17 protein-coding genes and 1 tRNA gene are annotated in these 19,857 nt (G+C 64.9%); 8 read left to right on the top strand and 10 right to left on the bottom strand.

Annotated elements, in window-relative coordinates; genetic code table 11:
* Positions 1 to 57: 57 nt before the first annotated feature.
* The gene (gene orn / locus AB0362_RS15200) at positions 58 to 669 is read right to left on the bottom strand and encodes an oligoribonuclease (RefSeq protein WP_283347845.1); all 612 of its coding nucleotides are present in this window, start codon (positions 667 to 669) and stop codon (positions 58 to 60) included.
* Positions 670 to 763: 94 nt separating this feature from the next.
* On the opposite strand from orn, the gene AB0362_RS15195 reads away from it, so the two are divergent.
* A complete protein-coding gene (locus tag AB0362_RS15195) occupies positions 764 to 2,497 on the top strand; it encodes a helicase HerA-like domain-containing protein (RefSeq protein WP_366235791.1) in 1,734 nt (577 codons plus the stop codon).
* A 48-nt stretch (positions 2,498 to 2,545) separates the two neighbouring features.
* On the opposite strand, the gene cmrA is transcribed toward AB0362_RS15195, so the two are convergent.
* From cmrA to AB0362_RS15180, 3 genes are read right to left on the bottom strand one after another with little or no spacing between them, the layout of a single operon-like run.
* Entirely contained in the window at positions 2,546 to 3,349 is an 804-nt protein-coding gene (gene cmrA / locus AB0362_RS15190; protein WP_366235790.1) for a mycolate reductase, read from the bottom strand.
* 23 nt (positions 3,350 to 3,372) lie between these two features.
* Positions 3,373 to 5,418: an NADPH-dependent 2,4-dienoyl-CoA reductase gene (locus tag AB0362_RS15185; RefSeq protein WP_366235789.1), complete on the bottom strand. Its 2,046-nt coding sequence runs from the start codon at positions 5,416 to 5,418 to the stop codon at positions 3,373 to 3,375.
* Positions 5,415 to 5,942: a PadR family transcriptional regulator gene (locus AB0362_RS15180; protein WP_149406287.1), complete on the bottom strand. Its 528-nt coding sequence runs from the start codon at positions 5,940 to 5,942 to the stop codon at positions 5,415 to 5,417. The genes AB0362_RS15185 and AB0362_RS15180 overlap by 4 nt, the downstream gene beginning before the upstream one ends.
* An 83-nt stretch (positions 5,943 to 6,025) precedes the next feature.
* Here AB0362_RS15180 and AB0362_RS15175 point away from each other — a divergent pair, with 83 nt between their 5' ends.
* Positions 6,026 to 7,348, top strand: coding sequence for an MFS transporter (locus AB0362_RS15175; RefSeq protein WP_317808856.1), 1,323 nt, complete (start codon positions 6,026 to 6,028; stop codon positions 7,346 to 7,348).
* Here AB0362_RS15175 and AB0362_RS15170 read toward each other — a convergent pair.
* Positions 7,345 to 8,163 (bottom strand): alpha/beta hydrolase, encoded by an 819-nt coding sequence (locus tag AB0362_RS15170; RefSeq protein WP_366235786.1) that lies wholly within the window; start codon positions 8,161 to 8,163, stop codon positions 7,345 to 7,347. The genes AB0362_RS15175 and AB0362_RS15170 overlap by 4 nt on opposite strands.
* 35 nt (positions 8,164 to 8,198) lie before the next feature.
* Positions 8,199 to 8,849 (bottom strand): TetR family transcriptional regulator, encoded by a 651-nt coding sequence (locus AB0362_RS15165; protein WP_179272127.1) that lies wholly within the window; start codon positions 8,847 to 8,849, stop codon positions 8,199 to 8,201.
* A gap of 171 nt (positions 8,850 to 9,020) precedes the next feature.
* Here AB0362_RS15165 and AB0362_RS15160 point away from each other — a divergent pair, with 171 nt between their 5' ends.
* From AB0362_RS15160 to AB0362_RS15150, 3 genes are all read left to right on the top strand, one after another.
* Positions 9,021 to 10,133 (top strand): FAD-binding oxidoreductase, encoded by a 1,113-nt coding sequence (locus tag AB0362_RS15160; RefSeq protein ID WP_366235784.1) that lies wholly within the window; start codon positions 9,021 to 9,023, stop codon positions 10,131 to 10,133.
* A 63-nt stretch (positions 10,134 to 10,196) separates the two neighbouring features.
* Positions 10,197 to 11,381: an acyl-CoA desaturase gene (locus tag AB0362_RS15155; protein WP_317532818.1), complete on the top strand. Its 1,185-nt coding sequence runs from the start codon at positions 10,197 to 10,199 to the stop codon at positions 11,379 to 11,381.
* A gap of 23 nt (positions 11,382 to 11,404) precedes the next feature.
* Positions 11,405 to 11,638 carry a hypothetical protein gene (locus AB0362_RS15150; RefSeq protein ID WP_032394788.1) on the top strand — a complete coding sequence of 78 codons (234 nt, stop codon included), beginning with the start codon at positions 11,405 to 11,407 and terminating at the stop codon, positions 11,636 to 11,638.
* A 64-nt stretch (positions 11,639 to 11,702) separates the two neighbouring features.
* Here AB0362_RS15150 and AB0362_RS15145 read toward each other — a convergent pair whose 3' ends face one another.
* From AB0362_RS15145 to AB0362_RS15135, 3 genes are all read right to left on the bottom strand, one after another.
* Complete coding sequence (locus AB0362_RS15145) at positions 11,703 to 12,812, bottom strand: class I SAM-dependent methyltransferase (RefSeq protein WP_366235783.1); 1,110 nt, start codon at positions 12,810 to 12,812, stop codon at positions 11,703 to 11,705.
* A 14-nt stretch (positions 12,813 to 12,826) separates the two neighbouring features.
* Positions 12,827 to 13,969, bottom strand: a complete 1,143-nt coding sequence (locus tag AB0362_RS15140; protein ID WP_149406282.1) for a N(5)-(carboxyethyl)ornithine synthase — start codon at positions 13,967 to 13,969, stop codon at positions 12,827 to 12,829.
* 70 nt (positions 13,970 to 14,039) lie between these two features.
* A tRNA-Arg gene (locus AB0362_RS15135) sits at positions 14,040 to 14,112 on the bottom strand.
* A gap of 146 nt (positions 14,113 to 14,258) precedes the next feature.
* Here AB0362_RS15135 and AB0362_RS15130 point away from each other — a divergent pair.
* Complete coding sequence (locus AB0362_RS15130) at positions 14,259 to 15,383, top strand: XdhC family protein (protein ID WP_366235782.1); 1,125 nt, start codon at positions 14,259 to 14,261, stop codon at positions 15,381 to 15,383.
* 242 nt (positions 15,384 to 15,625) lie between these two features.
* Positions 15,626 to 17,539 carry a cytochrome c oxidase assembly protein gene (locus AB0362_RS15125; protein ID WP_255183252.1) on the top strand — a complete coding sequence of 638 codons (1,914 nt, stop codon included), beginning with the start codon at positions 15,626 to 15,628 and terminating at the stop codon, positions 17,537 to 17,539.
* 12 nt (positions 17,540 to 17,551) lie between these two features.
* Here the strand turns inward: AB0362_RS15125 and AB0362_RS15120 are convergent, their stop codons facing one another.
* Positions 17,552 to 17,977: a MarR family transcriptional regulator gene (locus tag AB0362_RS15120; protein WP_231893809.1), complete on the bottom strand. Its 426-nt coding sequence runs from the start codon at positions 17,975 to 17,977 to the stop codon at positions 17,552 to 17,554.
* Positions 17,978 to 18,059: 82 nt separating this feature from the next.
* On the opposite strand from AB0362_RS15120, the gene AB0362_RS15115 reads away from it, so the two are divergent.
* Entirely contained in the window at positions 18,060 to 19,856 is a 1,797-nt protein-coding gene (locus tag AB0362_RS15115; RefSeq protein ID WP_366235780.1) for an ABC transporter ATP-binding protein, read from the top strand.
* Position 19,857 lies beyond the last annotated feature (1 nt).

The following is a 19,857-nucleotide window of genomic DNA, read 5'->3' as shown; positions in this document are numbered from 1 at the left end:
CTTTTCGGGCTCTCCATCAGCAGCGTCGACAATACTAGCGGGTTGAATCCCGGGTTGCTAATCCGCCCCTGACTGCGTGTCGAGATCTTGAACGACAGCTGCAATATCGCTGGTGGAGGGCCCCGGCTGCGCTACGAAGGCAGTCCGGCGGTAGTACTGCAGCTCCTTGATCGACTCCTTGATGTCCGCCAGGGCGCGGTGCGCAAGGCCCTTGGGTGGCTGTCCGTAGTAGATCCGCGGGTACCACCGGCGGGCGAGTTCCTTGATCGAGCTGACGTCGATCATGCGGTAGTGGAGGTAGGTGTCGAGCGCGGTCATGTCGCGAGAGATGAAGCCGCGATCGGTACCGATGGAGTTTCCCGCGAGGGGAACGGTCCCGGCCACCGGGACATGCTCCTTGATGTACGCCAGGACGCGCTGCTCTGCTTCCTCCAGCGTCACCGTCGACGCGCGCACCTCGTCGGTCAAGCCCGATTTGGCATGCATGTCGGTGACGACGGCAGGCATGTTCGCCAACGCGTCGTCGTCGGCATGGATGACGATGTCGACACCCTCCCCGAGGATGTTGAGCTCGCTGTCGGTCACCAGCGCCGCAATTTCGATCAGCTTGTCCTTGCTCAGGTCCAAGCCGGTCATTTCACAATCGATCCACACAAGTTTGTCCTGCACTCGCACCACACTAGTGCGAGCTGCTGTGCCACTAGGGTTTGCGGTGGCGATCGAGCCAGTTCAGCATCAGCACACGTTCATGGAGGACGCGGACATGACAGTCGACCCGACGCAGCCGGCACCCACGCTCAGCCCGGCAGAGAAGGCGAAGGCTGCCAAGGCCGCCGCCGTCGAAGCGGCACGGGTTGCCGCCGAAGCTCTGGCTGCAGCGGACGCCGCCGAAGCCGAGGCGTTGGCCGCGGAACAGGGGCAGCCGCAGGCATCGACGGGCAAGGCCGCCGAGATCGCCGCCGGATACGCGTCGGAGGGTGCCGCGTTGGAATTGGGAACCGTGGTGCTCGACGGCGTCACCGATCCGTCCGCTCGTATCCGAATTCCGTTGGCCACGTTGAACAGGCACGGTCTGGTGGCCGGGGCCACCGGAACCGGAAAGACGAAGACGCTGCAGGGCATTGCCGAACAGCTCTGCGCCGCAGGCGTTCCCGTGGTCATGGCCGACGTCAAAGGTGACTTGTCCGGCCTGTCGCAGCCGGGAGCGGGCAACGAGAAGATCCGCAGCCGAGCGGCGGACACCGGAATTCCGGACTGGGCTCCCACCGGCCATCCGGTCGAGTTTCTCTCCCTGGGCACCGACGGAATCGGCGTCCCGGTGCGCGCCACCATCACCGCCTTCGGGCCGATTCTGCTCAGCAAGGTGTTGGGGCTGAACAACACTCAGGAATCCACCCTCGGCTTGATCTTCCACTGGGCCGATTCGCAAGGGCTCGCCCTGCTCGATCTGAAGGACCTGCGGTCGGTGATCATGCACCTGACCAGCGACGAGGGCAAGGCCGACCTGAAAGGTATCGGCGGCGTCTCCTCGGCCACCGCAGGGGTCATTCTGCGCGCGCTGGTCAACCTCGAAGCGGACGGCGGCGACACCTTCTTCGGTGAACCCGAGCTCGAGACCGAGGACCTGCTACGCGTCGGGCCGGACGGCAGAGGCGTCGTCACCTTGTTCGAGCTCGGGGCGCAGGCTTCGCGACCGGTGATGTTCTCCACGTTTCTGATGTGGGTGCTGGCCGACCTGTTCCAGACGCTGCCCGAGGTGGGAGACGTGGACAAGCCCAAGCTGGTCTTCATCTTCGACGAGGCACACCTGCTGTTCGCCGACGCCTCGAAGGCGTTTCTGCAGCAGGTGGAGCAGACCGTCAAGCTCATCCGCTCCAAGGGTGTCGGTGTCTTCTTCTGCACGCAGCTGCCCACCGACGTCCCCAACGATGTTCTCTCGCAACTGGGGGCGCGGATTCAGCACGCCCTGCGCGCCTTCACACCCGACGATCAGAAGGCCTTGAACAAGACGGTCCGCACGTACCCCAAGACCGACGCCTACGACCTGGAGAAGGCGCTGACCTCGTTGGGTACCGGCGAAGCGATCGTGACGGTGCTCTCGGAGAAGGGTGCACCGACTCCCGTGGCGTGGACCAAGATTCGGCCGCCCCGGTCTCTTATGGACACCATCGGCAACGACGCCATCGCGGCGGCCGCGTCGTCGAGCACTCTGTCCTCGAAGTACCGAGAAACGATCGACCGCGAGTCCGCCTACGAGCGGATGAACGCGCGGGTGGCGAACGTGCCCGCCCCGGCCGAGAAGTTCGACATCCCGCCCCTGCCTGCGGATCTGCCGGATCTACCGGATCTACCGCCGAGCGAGCCGGATGGGCCGTCGGCCGCAGAGCGGATCATGGGCAACCCTGCCGTCAAGAGCTTCCTTCGATCGGCCGCCTCGGCTGCCGGACGGGAGATCTCGCGCAGCATCTTCGGAACCGGACGTCGCCGCCGACGCTGAGCTTGCTCAGTCGGGAGTGGAGCCCGCGGAACGACCAAAATTCGGGTATCAGTTGCCGAGCTTCTTGTAGAAGCTGCCGATGATCGGCGCGGAGATGCTGCGCGGGCTGTACTGCCCGGCAGCCGACATGCCCTTGCTGAGCAGCCCCGGTACGACGCGCATCTTGTTCTTCTCGAGGCCGTCCAGGGACAGCTTCGCGGTGTAGGCGCTGTCGATCCACAAGAAATCGGGAACCATCTTGTCGACGATCGAGGCCTCGGCCGGGTCCGGTGTCTCGGTGCGGACCGGGCCGGGAGCGAGGAGGGTGACGTTCACACCGGTACCCGCCAGCTCACCGCGCAGTGACTCCGAGAACGTGTTCACGAAGGCCTTGGTCGCTGCATAGGTCGCGTTGTTGGGGATGGCCATGTTGCCCGCCGCCGAACCGGTGATCAGGATGCCGCCCGCTCCGCGACCGATCATGCCGGGCATGACCGCCAGTGTGAGGTCGTGCACCGCAACGGCATTGAGCTCGACCTGGTCGCGCTCGTACGCGGGATCGAGACCGGACAACGGCCCGAACGTTGCTATCCCTGCGTTGTTGCACAGGATCGAGATCTCGCGCTCGGACAGCTCGGTCACCAGTTCCTGTCGCTGCTCACGGTTCGACAGATCCGACTGACGCACCTCCACGGTGACGCCGTACTCGGCGGTGAGCTTTGCGGCCAACGCCTCGAGCAACTCGCCGCGTCGAGCCACCACGATCAGTGAATGACCTCGGGCGGCGAGTTCGGTGGCCAGGGCTTCACCGATTCCGGAAGAGGCTCCGGTGACGACGGCGCGGGCATCTGGGCTGGGCTTGGGCAGGCTCACGGTGAGACAGGCTAGCGGACAGATCAGATCGTGGCCGCGAGCCGGGTGCCTTGCTCGATTGCCCGCTTGGCGTCGAGCTCCGCAGCGACGTCCGCACCGCCGATGATGTGTGTGGTGGTGCCCGCGGCCTTCAGGTCGTCGACCAAGTCGCGTACCGATTCCTGGCCGGCGCAGATCACGATGGTGTCCACCTCGAGAACGCGGGGACGCTCGTGCTTGTCACCGAAGGAGATGTGCAGCCCCGCATCGTCGATCTTCTCGTAGTTGACACCCGAAAGCTGATGCACGCCTTTGGCTTTCAATGCAGCTCGATGAACCCAGCCGGTCGTCTTCGCCAGCCCTGCGCCGATGCGTCCCGGCTTGCGTTGCAGCAGATACACCTCACGCGGAGACGGTGCGGGCACCGGAGTCGTCAACGCCCCCGGCGCGGCCTCGGGCTCGGTGACACCCCACTCCTGCTTCCATTCCTTCAGATCCAACGTGGGGGAGGCGTCGGTGGTGAGGAACTCGGAGATGTCGATACCGATACCGCCTGCACCGATGACCGCGACCCGATCGCCGACGGGCCTGCCGTCGCGCACCAGTTCTGCGTACGACAGGACCGAGGGGTGCTCGATGCCGGGGATACTCGGCATTCGGGGAGTGACGCCGGTGGCCAGCACCACCTCGTCGAACTCGCCTGCGACGAGTTCGGCGGCGGTGACTCGGGTGTCGAGGTGAACGGCGACGTCTGCGCTGCGAAGTGCACTGGAGAAGTACCGGATCGTTTCAGCGAACTCCTCCTTGCCGGGTATGAGTCGCGCGATTCCGAACTGTCCGCCGATCTCGTCTCTGGCCTCGAAGAGGCTGACGGCGTGTCCGCGTTGCGCGAGATTGAGCGCGGCGGCCAGGCCTGCGGGTCCGGCTCCGACGACCGCCACCTTCTTGGTCTTCTTCGTCGGCAGCAGTTGCAGGTCGATCTCGCGTCCGGCACGCGGGTTGACCAGGCACGAGACCTTCTTGTGCACGAAGGCGTGGTCCAGGCAGGCCTGATTGCAGGCGATGCACGTGTTGATCCGGTCGGCGGAGTCGGTGGCGGCCTTCTCGACCCAGAACGGATCGGCCAGCATCGGCCTGGCCATCGCGATCAACTGCGCGTCGCCGCGAGCCAGAATGTTCTCGGCGATCTCGGGCATGTTGATGCGATTGGACGCGGCGACCGGGATGGACACGTGCTTCTCGAGCTTGCCGGTGATGTCCGCGAATGCGGCGCGGGGAACCGAGGTCACGATGGTCGGCACCCGCGACTCGTGCCAGCCGATATCGGTGTTGATGATGTTCGCACCCGCAGCTTCGACGTCCTCGGCCAGCGCGACGATGTCGTCCCAGCTCTGGCCTTGTTCGACCAGATCGGCCATCGACAGCCGGAACACGACGAGGAAGTCGGGGCCCACTGCCGCTCGCGTCTGTCGCACGATCTCCACGGCCATCCGCCGACGGTTTTTCGCCGAACCGCCCCACTCGTCACGTCGCTTGTTGGTGCGCTCGGAGAGGAACTGGTTGATGAAGTAACCCTCTCCGCCCATGATCTCGACGCCGTCGTAGCCGGCGCTCTGCGCGAGCCGGGCGCAGCGTACGTAGTTGCGGATCTGCCAGCGGACGCCCCTCGATGTCAGTCGCCGCGGCCGAAAGGGATTGATGGGAGCCTTGATCGACGACGCCGACACGCTCAGCGGCTGGTAGGAGTAGCGCCCGGCATGCAGGACCTGCAGTGCGATCTTGCCGCCTTCGTCATGGACGGCAGCAGTGATCCGGCGATGCCGACGGGCTTCGATGCGGTTGGTCAGCTTGGCTCCGAACGGCAACAGCCAACCGGTGCGATTGGGGGCATAGCCCCCGGTGATGATCAGCGCGACTCCGCCGCGGGCACGCTCGGCGAAGTAGGCCGCCAGGCGGCCGGTGTCGCGGGCGCGATCTTCGAGGCCGGTGTGAATCGATCCCATGATCACGCGGTTCTTCAGCGTGGTTGCGCCGACATCCAACGGAGACAACAGAATCGGATACGGGCCAGCAGTCTGCTCGGTCTTCACAGCTTCTCCAATACCTCGGTGCACCACTCGGTGAATCCTTCTTCGACGCGAATTCCGCCGCGCAGCACCAGGTATTGATGCAACGCGGTGCCGGTGAGGGCAGCGGGGGCCGGAAAGTCCTGCTTCTCGATCAGTCGATAGACGTCGAGGCGGGTGGCATGAACATCGCGATGGCGGGCGACTTCGATCTTGAGAGCATCGATGTCACCGTTGGCGGCCCCGCGGATCTTGACCGCGAGCTCCTCGCGTAGCTGCGAAGGATCGGTCGGAGCGGCGATCCAGCGATCGAGCTCCGCGCGACCCGCAGCGCTGACGGAGTAGACCTTCTTGTCCGGCCGGCCGTCCTGCGCGACTGCCTCTCCGGTGATCCACCCAGCCCCGTCCATCCGCGTCAGTGTCCGGTAGATCTGCTGATGCGTTGCGCTCCAGAAGAATCCGATCGACTTGTCGAAGCGGCGGGCGAGCTCGTACCCCGAGCCGCTGAGCTCGGTGAGGGAAACCAGAATCGCGTGTTCCAAAGCCACACCCGAGAGTATGTATGCAACACGGTGACTATGCAACTAGGTGCACCGATGAATTCGGATGCCGCGGTCTAGTGTTGGCAACCATGGGAACCCAGCCGGAGGCCGCTGTCGTCGGAGTCGCCACAACGCGTAAGCAGGTCACCGCCTGGGGGTTCTGGGACTGGGGCTCGGCCGCGTTCAACGCCGTCATTCTCACGTTCGTGTTCTCGGTGTATCTCACCGACGCCGTCGGCGACGATCTGCCCGGTTCCATCTCGGCCACCACCTGGTTCAGCTGGTCGATTGCCGTGTCCAGCGTTGTCATCGCACTCCTCGCGCCGGTCTGCGGGCAGTACTTCGACGCGCGCGGCAAACGTAAGTGGCTGCTGGGAGTGTTGACCGCGCTGACGGTCGTCGCCATGGCGGGCCTGTTCTTCGTCCGAGACGACTACCACTATCTGTGGCTCGGCCTGTTGCTGCTCGGTCTCGGATCCATCATGTTCGAGCTGGCCAGCATCCCGTACAACTCGATGCTGCGGCAGGTCTCCACTCCGGCGAACATCGGCCGAGTCTCCGGGTTCGGTTGGTCGATGGGCTATTTCGGCGGAATCGTACTGCTGCTCCTGTGCTACGTCGGCTTCATTGCCGGCGACGGCGACACCCGCGGAGTTCTGGGGCTGAGCACCGACGGCGGACTGAACATCCGACTCGTCGCTCTGCTCGCTGCCGTGTGGTTCGCCGTCTCGGCCATCCCGGTGATGTTCGCCGTTCCCGAGGTACCCCGCGCCGTCGCCGATCCCAAGGCCGCTGAAGCCGGGTTCGCGGCCTCGTACCGTGTGCTGGTTCGCGATGTCCGGGAGCTGTGGAGTGCAGACCGTCGCGCGGTCTACTACCTGATAGCCAGTGCACTGTTCCGGGACGGATTGGCGGGGGTTTTCACCTTCGGAGCCGTACTGGCCGTCAGCGTCTACGGCATCGGTGCCGGTGACGTCCTGCTGTTCGGTGTCGCCGCCAACGTCATCGCCGGACTCGGAGCGATCGTGGCCGGGCGTTTCGACGACAGAATCGGCCCGAAGAAGGTGATCGTCTTCTCGCTCACCTGCATGATCGCCGCCGGGACGATTCTGCTGTTCGTCTCGGGACCGACGATGTTCTGGATCTTCGGGCTCATCCTGTGCCTGTTCGTCGGGCCGGCGCAGTCGTCTGCCCGCACCTTCCTGGCCCGGCTGGCTCCACCGGGACGCGAAGGTCAGTTCTTCGGACTGTTCGCCACGACGGGACGCGCCGCCTCGTTCCTCGCACCGTCCCTGTTCGGTCTGTTCGTGTGGATGTTCGACGCCGACCGCGCGGGTATCGCCGGGCTGATCATCGTCCTCGCTGCCGGCCTGCTGGCGCTGCTGAAGGTGCGGGCTCCCGAACGGGTCTAGGCGGAGTCGATACGGGCCAGGATCTCGGCCGTCAGTTCCTCGGGCGCTTCTTCCGGGATCCAGTGCGAGATGCCGTCCAATTCGACGAATCGGTACGTCGCATCGACGAATTCGCCGCAGCGCTCCGCTCCCGCTCGGCCGATGGCGGTGTCGCCGTTGCTCCAGACGTAGGTGGTGGGCACGGTCACCGGAGGAAGGTCTGCGAACTCCCTGGTCATCGCGGCGTACCAGCTCGATGCGGCCGTCAGCGCCCCGGGGACGGTGAGATGCCGAACGTATTCGTCGTCGAGGCTGTCCGCACCGAACATCGCGCGCAGCCGCCGGGCGTCGTTCTCGACCAGAACTCGCTCGGCCTTCTCCGGTTCTCGGAGCAGACCGAAGTACGTGGACCGCTCCTGCTGATCCGGATCCTCGCGGATCGCCCAGTTGAACGCGGCCGAATGCGGGACCGACGCCGCCGTGAGAGTACGTACGCGATCCGGATGTTCGGCTGCGAGATGCCAGGCGACCACCGCACCCCAGTCGTGTCCGACCAGATGCGCCGACGGCAGCTCGAGCGTGTCGAGCAATCCGAGAATGTCGCCGGTGAGATGTTCGATGCGGTAGTGCTCGACGCCGACCGGACGGGCACCGGGGGAGTAGCCCCGCTGGTTCGGGGCGATCACGCGACAACCTGCGCCGACCAGGCCGGGCGTCACCGCGGTCCACGACGCGTTGGTCTGCGGAAAGCCATGCAGCGCAACCACCGGAACACCGTCCGGTGGTCCCGACATCTCGACCTCGAACACGTACTCGCCGACACTTAACTCGGTCATGAACTTCCCTTCGCGGCCGTCTCGTTCTCGAACGGTCAAGCCCGTCGTGGTTCCCATCGGCTCATCCCGAGCATGATCATGCGGATCTGCTTCTCGGTCCGTTCGATCAGATCCTTCTCGTTCTGACTACCCGGTCTGTCGATTTCCAACAGGCCGACCACCGCGGTGAGCATCGTCGAGACGAGCAGGTCTGCGGTCATCTCCAGATCGGCGACGTCCCACCGCTCCAGACCGGGCATGCGGGACAGGTCGATGGTCAGCTCGCTGACGAACAGTCGTAGTTCGGTGGCGAAGGCGCGGCGCACTCCGGTCACGCCGCCGTACCGTTCGCGACTGAGAAAGCGGAATTGATCCTCGTGGGAGCGAACCTGGCGAACCAGGATGCCGAAGGACTCGGTCGCCGTCTTGGTGCTGGGGTTGCGTCGGGCGTCGCGCAGCATCTGTCGCAGCATCCGCATGCTGTCCTCGACGAGAGCGACGCCGAGGTCCTCCATGGAGGCGAAGTGTCGATAGAACGCGGTGGGGACGATGCCGGCGGATCGAGCGACCTCACGGAGGCTGACGCTGGCGAAAGAACGCTCGCGGAGCAGGTCCAGGGTGCCCTCGATCAGTGCTTGCCGCGTGCGCTCCTTGCGCTCGGCGCGGGTCCCCGGTTCTGTCACAACGTCCAGTTTATGGGCGCGCATTCTGTGATCTCCCTTCCGGTTCCTCCCCGGCACCCATAGAACTGTCGATTCGCTCTGTAACGGCGGTCACATAAACGTTGACAGGTACCGGTGTCGCTCTGCCACACTCATGTTAGTGCACAATCGTTCACTGAATGGGTCGTAGGTTTCGATCCGGTAAGGGAGGATGGAATGACGCTTCAAGAACGTCCGTCGCGGGCCTCGGGTTCGCGCAAGTTCTCGCTTCTTTCCCTGTTCGAGGCCATGGCCACACCCCACGCGCTCGATCGTTACCTCGAACTCGTCGACCCGATGACGACCGTTCGTGACCTTCGCGGCGAAGTGACCGAGATACACCGGTCCACCGAAGACTCGTTGACGCTTACCATCCGTCCCACGCGTCAGTGGAAGGGTTTCAAGGCCGGCCAGTTCGTTCAGGTCGGAGTCGTCATCGACGGAGTACGTCACACCCGCTGCTACTCGCCCGCGTGCTCGCAGTACCGCAAGGACGGCCGGATCGAACTGACGATCAAGGCGCATCCCGAGGGTCTGGTGTCGCAGTACCTGCACAAGAACGCGCACGTCGGCCTGGTGGTCAGCCTGTCGCAGGCGGACGGCACGTTCGAGCTTCCTCAACCACGCCCGGCAAAGACGTTGCTGATCAGCGGTGGCAGCGGTATCACGCCGGTGCTGTCCATGCTCAGGTCGCTGCTGGACGAGGGGTACAGCAGCGACCTGACCTTCCTGCACTACGCGTTCACCGAAAACGACGTCGCGTACAAGAAGGACCTCGAGAAGATCGCCGCCGAGCACGAGAACGTGAACATCATTTTCGCGTACACCGAGCAGAAGACGGGCGGTGACCTGCACGGGTTCTTCGGCCAGGAACATCTCGATGCGGTGGCCCCGTGGTTCGCCGAGGCCGACACCTTCCTGTGTGGGCCTCCCGGACTGATGAAGAGCGTGACGTCCTACTTCGACGACGCAGGTCTCGGCGAGCGGCTGCACCTCGAGGAGTTCACACCCTCGTTCGCCACCGTCAGCGACGACGTCACCGGAACCACCACGTTCTCCGGCAGCGACGTGTCCTCGGAGAACGACGGCGAGACGCTGCTCGAACAGGCCGAAGCAGCGGGACTCTCACCGGCCAACGGCTGCCGGATGGGTATCTGCTTCACCTGCACCTCGGTGAAGAAGTCCGGCTGCACCAAGAACATCAAGACCGGTGAGACCGACACCGAATCGGACAAGAAGATCCAGCTGTGCGTGTCCGTCGCCGTGGGCGACGTCGACATCGACATCTAGATCCACCTCGAACAGCGACAACCCCAAGACCCATCTCGACCCGATCGAATTGGAGATCATCAGATGCTCGGAACGATTCTCTCGATCCTGCCCACCACCGTCCTGCCCTTCCGCCGTGACGAGACCCTGCCGGACCAGCCGACCGTGCTGACCTACGAACAGGTCGAGGAACTCGGCCGCGAACTCGACGACCTGCGCGCCCGCACCGTCGCCAAGCTCGGTGACGAGGACCGCGAATACATCTACAAGATCATCAAGGCGCAGCGCGGCCTTGAGGTCGCCGGACGCGCGTTGATGTACCTGCCCTTCCTTCCGCCTGCATGGCTCGCAGGCGTCGGTGCCCTCGGAGTGGCGAAGATTCTCGACAACATGGAGATCGGCCACAACGTCATGCACGGCCAGTACGACTGGATGCGTGAGCCCGGCCTCAACTCCGAGGTGTTCGAGTGGGACACCGTCTGCCCGGCAGACCAGTGGAAGCACTCGCACAACTACATGCACCACACGTTCACCAACATCGTCGGCATGGACCGCGACATCGGTTACGGCATCCTGCGTATGGATCAGGACCAGAAGTGGAACCCGTACTACCTCGGCAACCCGGTGTACGCGTTCCTGCTGATGACGTTCTTCGAGTGGGGCGTCATGCTGCACGACCTCGAGACGGAGAACATCGTCGCGGGCAAGCGCAAGTGGCACGACGTCAAGCCGCTGCTGCAGGGCATGTGGCGCAAGGCGGGCAAGCAGGCGCTCAAGGACTACGTGATCTTCCCCGCGCTGACCGGCCCGTTCTTCGCGACCACCGTGGTCGGCAACGTCGCAGCCAACCTCATCCGCAACGTGTGGACCTACTCGATCATCTTCTGCGGCCACTTCCCGACCGGAGTCCAGACCTTCAGCAAGGAAGAGACCGCCGAGGAGAGCCGCGGCGAATGGTACGTGCGGCAGATGCTGGGATCGGCCAACATCGAAGGAACTCCGCTGTTCCACATCATGTCGGGCAACCTCTCGCACCAGATCGAGCACCACCTGTTCCCCGATCTGCCCGCGCACCGCTACCCGCAGATCGCGCCGGAGGTCAAGGCTCTGTGCGAGAAGTACGACCTGCCGTACAACACCGGCGGCTTCTTCCACCAGATCGGCACCGTGTGGGGCAAGATCTTCAAGCTCGCCCTGCCCAACTCGCTCACGGGATCGGCGGCTCCGGCCGGTGTTATCGTCGAGCGTAAGAAGACCAGCGCAGCGTGACGACTTCGAAGGGGGCGGTCCTGTTGGTAGGAAAGTTCGAGCGCAATAAGGACACCGTGCAGGAGTTCACCGAATCGGCCGCGACTCACGTCGGCCGGATCGTGGTGATCATCGCCGGAGCCGTCCGCGACGTCACTCGTGAAATCGGTGATCTGATCACCGACGGAATCGAAATGCGTGAGGCGGCGAAGAAGGCGGAGCGTGACGCGCCGCTGGGCACCGTGATCAACGGCGAGTTCGAGACCCGCGAACGGTAAGAAGTACCGGATCCACCAGCGCCGCCCGAGCAATGCTCGGGCGGCGCTGTCGTGTGCCCACTGTTCAGCGTGCGCGGAGCCGCCACACTGACGTGGTTTCGCGTGAGCGTGCCGCGTGCAGCACGTCGGAGCTGTCGGTGACGCGCGAATGCGTCGGGGTGGTGTCGGTTCGGCCGAGGACGGCCAGGCCTGCCGCGTCGATGGCGGTGAGAAGTTCTGCGCGCGTGACCAATCCGAGCAGCTCGGCGAGGTCGGACACGATCAGCCAGGCCTCACCGTTCGGCGTCAGGTGCCCGCGGAGTCGGCTGAGGAAGGACTTGAGCATTCGCGACCCGGGGTCGTACACCGCATGTTCGATGCCCGACGTGGGTTTCGTGGGAATCCATGGCGGATTGCACACGATCAGTCCCGCACGCCCGGACGGGAAGATGTCGGCCTGCACCACCTCGACCCGATCGGCAAATCCGAGAGCATCGATGTTGGCTCGTGCGCACGCGATCGACCGCGGATCCTTGTCGGTCGCGACCACCGAGGTCACGCCGCGGCGGGCGAGCACTGCCGCCAGAACGCCCGAGCCGGTGCCGATGTCGAACGCTCGGTCCGTGTCCGGCAGCGGTGCGTCGGCGACGAGCTGGATGTACTCGCCGCGGACGGGGGAGAAGACGCCGTAGTGCGGGTGGATCGAGGCATTCAGCGCCGGCACGAAGACACCCTTGCGACGCCATTCGTGTGCGCCGACCATGCCGAGCAGCTCGCGCAACGACAGCACGCACGGCGCGGCGTCGGGGCCGAGCGCCTCCGATACGGCTGCGCGGACGTCCGGAGCTCGGCCCAGGTCGAGTCCAAAGCTCGAATCGAGTTCCACCAGAAGCATTCCCAGCACGCGGGCACGTCTGGCTTGATGTTGACGATGCAGATGAAACTGCTCCGCAGGTGACGCGTCGGAGGTCTGTTTGGCCGCTGGTACCCGCCGGGTCATCGCCGACAGCAGCTGCCGAGCATTGTTGTAATCGCCGCGCCACAACAGAGCCTCGCCGATCGTGGCCAGCTTGTATGCCACGTCTGCCGTCGTCGAATCGTCGACGATGCGTACCGTGCGGGGTGCGGGAGCGCCGTTCTCCGACTGCCAGCGGCACGTCCGCTCGCTACCGTCCTCGATCCACGTGATGCTCATGCCGTGCGCTTCGTTCACGCTGCGGTGTGCGGGTACTCCGCACTGCGATGTTGGAAGGCAAGGATATTCGGGTTCACGATGATGCCGCCCCTGATCTCGATCGAACGCTCGATGGTGGAATCGGTACTCCACGCCGAGGGGCCGTCGAGCACGATCCGAAGGTACGGCAGCAGAGATTCGCTGATTTCCCAGGTAGCAGAGTTCCACAGGTACGAGGGGCTGTGGTCGACGGCGTAATAGCGCACGTTGTCGCCCACGGTGAACATGGGATCGGCGAACGACGTGGGCTTGGCCCACTCGAACCCCATGCCCTCGTCGCACGAGACGTCCACCACGAGGGTGCCAGGCGCGAGAGTCGGCAGGTCCTGGTTCGTCAAGAATGTCAGTGGTGAATTGGTATCCTGCAGAACACAATTGACGATGACGTCGTGGTCGGCGAGGAAGCTCGACAGTGGTACGCGGCCGTCGGGGGTGAGGGCCCGACTCTGGCGTGGATCGGCGTCGTCGAGATCGAAGTTGACGATGTTGGCCGAGTGGATCGGCGAACTCACCGCAGTGACGCCGCGCTGGGTGAGAACGTCCACATCGTGAATGCCATGGGCATTGAGTGCAGTGACCGCACCGCGAGCGGTGGCACCGAAACCGATGACCGCAGCCCGCAACCGGCGACCGTAATCACCGGTGGACCCGATCAGTTGCAGTGCGTGCAGCACCGAGCAGTAGCCGGCCAACTCGTTGTTCTTGTGGAACACATGCAGATTGAACGAGCCCTCGTGGGTCCAGTGATTCATCGCCTCGAAGGCGATCAGCGTGAGCTTGCGGTCGACGGCGATCTGGGTGAGCTCTTCGTCCTGTACGCAGTGCGGCCAGCCCCACAGTGTCTGCCCTGGGCGCAAGGATGCGAGATCCTCGGCCTGGGGCTTGGGCAACAGGATCACATCGCACTCGGCGATGAGTTGGTCGCGCGTGCGAATGCCCGCCACCTGGGTGGCCAGGTGCTCGTCCGAAATTCCGAACGGCTCGCCGTAGCCGGATTCGAGGAACATTCGGGCGCGGATATCGGCATCTATTCGATCGAAATGCAGTGGGTGAATCGGTAGTCGCCGCTCATCGGGCTTGCGCGAACGTGAGAGGACTCCGAGAGTGAGCTGATGCACGTGTGACCCTTCGTTATGCGAAGTCAACCACAGTGAGCCGAACGGACTTACGTTTCTTCTGGTCAGAGGGTGCCCCCGGCAGGATTCGAACCTGCGACCAAGGGATTAGAAGGCCCTTGCTCTATCCCCTGAGCTACGGAGGCTGGCACGTGCGGGCGGACCCGCTCGAGCACGGTTGACGAGTGTACCTTTCCGTATACGCCGATCGCGCCGGCATGGGTTGGGCGATGGTCGCAGCGGGAAAGCGGTGGTTTCGGAATCGTTCCGACCCCAGGTCGAAGGAGGTGCTGTGCACGACATCCTCGACGACGCGCTGCGCACCTGGCAGTCCGGCGACGTGGCAGCGGTCGCGACGGTGGTCCGCACCTTCGATTCCGCGCCGCGTCCGGTCGGAGCGTCCATGCTCGTCGGACCCGACGGTGCGGTGGCCGGCTCGGTCTCCGGCGGCTGCGTCGAAGGCGCGGTCTACGAACTCGCGCAGGACGTCATGCGCACCGGGGCTCCGGTGCTCACCCGATACGGGGTATCGGACGACGATGCGTTCGCCGTCGGGCTCACCTGCGGCGGAACACTCGACGTGTTCGTCGAAGTGCTCACCCGACAGACGTTTCCCGAATTCGAGGCCCTCGTCGCGGACGTTCGCGCCAATGTGCCCGTGGCGATGGCGACAGTCGTCGCGCACGGCGATCCGGAACGGCTCGGCCGCAGGATCGTCGTCGGAGAATCGGGCACCCGAGGCTCGCTCGGCAGTGAGCGTGCCGACGCTGCCGTGGCCGACGATGCGAAAGGGCTTCTCGCCGCGGGCCGTTCGGCTGTCCTGACCTACGGGCCCGACGGCCAGCGACGGGGCGAGGGGATGGAGGTGTTCGTCTCGAGCCACGCTCCGCCGCCGCGGATGCTGGTGTTCGGAGCCATCGATTTCGCTGCCGCGGTGGCGCAGCAGGGCGCATTCCTCGGGTACCGCGTCACGGTCTGCGACGCACGGGCCGTCTTCGCGACTCCGCAGCGGTTCCCCGCAGCCGAGCAGGTCGTGGTCGCGTGGCCGCACGACTATCTGTCCGCGCAGTTCGCGGCGGGGGAGGTGGACGAGCGGACGGTCGTCTGTGTGTTGACTCACGACCCCAAATTCGACGTGCCACTGCTCGAGGTGGCGTTACGCATTCCATCGCTGGCGTTCGTCGGCGCGATGGGATCGCGCCGAACCCATGACGACCGCATGGCTCGGTTGCGGGCTTCCGGTCTGACGGAGACTGAACTCACTCGTCTGGCCAGCCCGATCGGTCTCGATCTCGGCGCGCGCACCCCGCAGGAGACGGCCGTGTCGATCGCAGCGGAGATCATCGCCCACCGCTGGGGCGGTACCGGTGAACCGCTGCGCGCCCGAGACGGTCGCATCCATCACGACGCGACCTAGGCCGTGAGTGCGGACAAGTACGACGCTGTGTAGGACTCGCGTTTCGAGTACTCCCGATCACCTCTTACTCTGGTGGTATGGCAACACCGGATCTCGAGAAGCCCGAACCCTCGACCGCTGAACTCCCGGCGGACGATGTCCGGCTGAACGACGGTTCGACGAACGACGATCCACGGTCGACCACGACGACGGTGTTCGCCACCGCCGGCGTCATCGCCGGTGTGGTCGCCGCACTCATCGTGATGCTCTCCGCCTCCGATGCGCTGGTATTGCTCGGAATCCCGGATCCGGGCCCGGCCACCACGTACGGTCTGCCTGCGCTGAGGGCCATCGGCGAGATCGCCGCCGTCATCGCCATCGGATCCTTTCTGCTGGCCGCGTTCCTCGTACCCCCGCAGAAGAACGGGATTCTCGACGTCGACGGGTACCGCGCGGTCCGGACCGGTTCGGTGGCGTCGATCATCTGGGCCGTCTGCGCCCTGCTTCTGGTGCCCTTGACGTTGTCCGACACCTCGGGGCAGCCGTTCGCCGAGGCCATCAAACCGGCGAACCTGTGGATTGCGCTCGACCAGGTGGAGATCGCCAGTGCCTGGCGCTGGACCGCCATCATGGCCGTTGTGCTCGCCATCGCGTCGCGCACGGTGTTGCGGTGGGCCTGGACACCCGCACTGCTCGGCTTCTCCCTCGCAACGCTGCTGCCGATCGCGCTGAGCGGACACTCCTCGGCGGGCGGCTCGCACGACATCGCCACCAACAGCTTGATCCTGCACCTCGGGGCCGCGTCGCTGTGGGCGGGCGGACTGTTCGCGCTGCTGGCGCACGTTCGCAGGCGCGGTGCACACGCCGATGTCGCGGCTCGCCGATTCTCCACGATCGCCGGAGTCTGTTTCGTGGTCATGGGCATCAGCGGCGTCATCAACGCCCTGGTCCGGGTTTCGCTCGCCGACCTGTTCACCACCACCTACGGCCTGCTGATCGTGGGCAAGATCGTCGCCCTGATCGTGCTGGGCGGCTTCGGCTGGATGCAGCGTCGCCGCGCCCTACCGGCCCTGATCGCCGATCCCACGGCCCGCGGGCCGCTGCTCCGGTTCGCCGGTGCCGAGGTGCTGGTCCTCGCGGCGACCATCGGGCTGGCCGTCGGACTCGGCCGCACACCGCCCCCCGCCGAGATCGACCCCAATCTCACGACCACGGAAGCGGCACTCGGGTACAACCTCAGTGGCCCGCCGACGTTCGCGCGTATGGCGCTGGACTGGCGCTTCGATCTGATCTTCGGCACCGCGGCGATCGTCATGGCCGTGGTGTACCTGATCGGGGTCCGTCGGCTGCGGCTGCGCGGCGACGCGTGGCCCGTCGGCCGTACCGTCGCCTGGGTCTTGGGCTGCCTCACGCTGCTGATCAGTACGTCCTCGGGTATCGGACGGTATTCCACGGCCGTGTTCAGCGTGCACATGACCGGGCACATGATGCTGTCGATGCTCGCGCCGGTTCTGCTCGCGCTCGGCGGTGCACTGACGTTGGCGTTGCGTGTCCTGCCCGCGGCAGGCAAGGACGGCGTCCCCGGGATGCGCGAGTGGTTGCTGATGGGCCTGCACAGTCGACTTTCGCAGTTCGTCACCCACCCGCTCGTCGCGGCGCTGATCTTCGTCGGCGGCTTCTACGTGCTCTACCTCGGCGGAATCTTCGGGGCAGTTCTGGACAGTCACGGCGCGCACCTGCTGATGAACCTGCACTTCGTGCTCAGCGGTTACCTGTTCTACTGGACCGTCATCGGAGTCGATCCGTCTCCGCGCAAGATCGCTCCGGTCACCAAACTCGCCGTCGTGTTCGGATCGCTACCGTTCCATGCCTTCTTCGGAGTGGCTCTGATGAGCATGAACACCGTGATGGGTGGCTGGTTCTACCGGACGCTCGGGCTGGATTGGAACTCCGACCTGCTCGGAGATCAGAAGCTCGGCGGCGGTATCGCCTGGGCCACGGGCGAGGTTCCGCTGGTGCTCGTCATGCTGGCGTTGCTGATCCAATGGACCCGTAGCGACGATCGAGATGCCAGGCGCAGTGACCGCGCCGCCGAGCGCGATCACGATGCCGACCTGGCCGCGCACAACGCGATGTTCGCCGAGCTCGCCCGACGCGAACGGACCGGCGAGCAGTAGTACCCGGTCGGTTCAGCCGGTCTCGGCGATCTTGCTCAACAGTCGGTTCAGCTCGTCGCGTTCCGCGGGCTCGAGGCCGTCGAACATTTCCGACGACACCTGACGGCGCGCGTCGTCGATTCTGTCCAACAGCGCGCGGCCGGTGTCGGTCAGCTCGACCAGGACGGCTCGCCGATCGCTCGGATCCTGTTGCCGGATCACCAGGTGCGCCGCCTCGAGGGAGTCGACGATGTCGGTGGCCGATCGCGCGACGATGCGCAGGTGCTCGGCGAGATCGCGTAGTCGCACGGACTCGGGCTCGCGCGCCAACACGTGCAGAGCCCGACTCTGTGAGGGATTGAGGCCGAACGGTTCCAACGCAGTCATGTGGCTGCGCCGGATCTGCCGCGCGACGGCCATGAACTGCTCGCTCAGGTTGGGCGAGTGTCCGGTTTCCATGTACGGGATCATAGCGACGGTTGCTCACTACCTCATAGTGAGGTAGCCTCTGCATATTACTTCAGCTACCACGGAGGTCTACTTGGAAAGCCGACCCGAACGTTCTCTCCTCGCGTCCGATCCAGCACCCGTGCGCCGAGTCCTGGCTCTGTTCACGCCCTACCGCCGCAAGATCGCCGTCGTCAGCGCGATCATCGTCGTCAGCGCGATCATCGCGCTCGCGTCCCCCTTGCTTCTCCGCGAACTCCTCGATCATGCGATACCCGACCGCGATGTCACGCTCGTCAGCCTGATCGCACTCGGCATGATCGCAGTTGCAGTCGCCACCAACACTCTCGGTGTCGTGCAGACCTGGATGTCCAACGGCGTCGGTCAGCGACTCATGCACGATCTACGCGTCCAGGTCTACTCGCACCTGCAACGCCAATCCCTCGGATTCTTCGCACGCACTCGTACCGGCGAGGTGCAATCACGCATCGCCAACGACATCGGCGGCATGCAATCGGTGGTCACCAATACCGCAACGTCCATCGCGCAGAACGCGACGACCGTTGCCGCGACGGTGGTCGCACTCTTCCTGCTCGACTGGAAGCTCGCCACGTTCTCGTTGATCATCCTGCCGGTCTTCGTCCGTGTCGCTCGCCGCATCGGCGACGAGCGGCGCAAGATCTCCACCAAGCGACAGAAGCTGCTCAGCGACCTGTCGGTGCAGATCGAGGAATCACTCTCGGTCAGCGGCATTCTGCTGGGCAAGACCACCGGTTCCGCACAGGTGTTGACCGAGAAGTTCGCCGACCGATCCCACGAAGTGGCCGGCGTCGAACTCGCGGCGATGATGGCAGGGAAGTGGCGCATGGCCACGATCCAGATCAGCTTCGCCGTCATGCCTGCTCTGGTGTACTGGTTCGCCGGCATCACCATCGGGCAGGGGAGCGCACTGACGATCGGAACTCTGGTCGCGTTCACCGCTCTGCAGACCCAATTGTTCCGGCCCACCATGCAATTGCTCAACACCGGCGTCGAGGTGCAGGCCTCGCTCGCCCTGTTCGGGCGAGTGTTCGAGTACCTCGATCTGCCGATCGACGTGGCCGAGCCCGCCCATCCGGTGGCGCTGCCTCGCGAGTCCGTCCGCGGAGACGTCGCCTTCCGCGCCGTGGACTTCACCTACACCTCGGCAACGGTTCCGACATTGAGCGGCATCGACCTCGAGGTCCCGGCAGGCAGCACGCTCGCTCTCGTCGGCGCAACCGGGTCCGGCAAGACGACTCTGGGCTATCTCGTTGCGCGGCTGCATGATCCGACGGCCGGATCGGTGACGATCGACGGCATCGATCTGCGGGAGATGGCGTCGGAGAACATCGCCGACCTGGTCGGCGTCGTCTCTCAGGAGACGTACCTGTTCCACGCCACCATTCGAGAGAACTTGCGATTCGCCAAACCCGACGCCACCGACGAGGAGATTTTCGCAGCCGCCCGAACGGCACAGATCCACGACTTCATCGACGGCCTCGACGACGGCTTCGACACCATGGTCGGCGAACGCGGATACCGCTTCTCGGGCGGTGAGAAGCAACGCATCGCCATTGCCCGAACGGTGTTGCGCAATCCACCGATCCTGGTGCTCGACGAAGCGACCAGCGCCCTCGACAATCGCACCGAACGCGCAGTGCAAACCGCGCTCGACGGCCTGATGAACGGGCGAACGACCATCCTCATCGCGCATCGACTGTCCACGGTGCGCTCCGCGGACAGCATCGCAGTACTCGATCACGGCGTCGTTCGCGAGGTCGGAAGCCACGAATCCCTGTTGGAGAACGACGGCATGTACGCCCAATTGGTCCGAGCCGCAGACGATGTGGTGGACAGTGTTGCCGCATGAG

Origin of the sequence: Rhodococcus sp. NPDC079359, from assembly GCF_040702585.1 — a bacterium.
Classification (GTDB): Bacteria; Actinomycetota; Actinomycetes; order Mycobacteriales; family Mycobacteriaceae; genus Rhodococcoides.
Note: the sequence above shows the minus strand (reverse complement) of the source record. Positions and strands in the feature narration are given on the sequence as shown.

What these genes read in the sequence shown, in the direction of transcription:
- AB0362_RS15195 (WP_366235791.1), top strand. Translation starts at nt 764, where the DNA reads ATGACAGTCGACCCGACGCAGCCGGCACCCACGCTCAGCCCGGCAGAG.
- AB0362_RS15175 (WP_317808856.1), top strand. Translation starts at nt 6,026, where the DNA reads ATGGGAACCCAGCCGGAGGCCGCTGTCGTCGGAGTCGCCACAACGCGT.
- AB0362_RS15170 (WP_366235786.1), bottom strand. Translation starts at nt 8,163, where the DNA reads ATGACCGAGTTAAGTGTCGGCGAGTACGTGTTCGAGGTCGAGATGTCG.
- AB0362_RS15165 (WP_179272127.1), bottom strand. Translation starts at nt 8,849, where the DNA reads ATGCGCGCCCATAAACTGGACGTTGTGACAGAACCGGGGACCCGCGCC.
- AB0362_RS15160 (WP_366235784.1), top strand. Translation starts at nt 9,021, where the DNA reads ATGACGCTTCAAGAACGTCCGTCGCGGGCCTCGGGTTCGCGCAAGTTC.
- AB0362_RS15155 (WP_317532818.1), top strand. Translation starts at nt 10,197, where the DNA reads ATGCTCGGAACGATTCTCTCGATCCTGCCCACCACCGTCCTGCCCTTC.
- AB0362_RS15145 (WP_366235783.1), bottom strand. Translation starts at nt 12,812, where the DNA reads ATGAGCATCACGTGGATCGAGGACGGTAGCGAGCGGACGTGCCGCTGG.
- AB0362_RS15125 (WP_255183252.1), top strand. Translation starts at nt 15,626, where the DNA reads ATGCTCTCCGCCTCCGATGCGCTGGTATTGCTCGGAATCCCGGATCCG.
- AB0362_RS15120 (WP_231893809.1), bottom strand. Translation starts at nt 17,977, where the DNA reads ATGGAAACCGGACACTCGCCCAACCTGAGCGAGCAGTTCATGGCCGTC.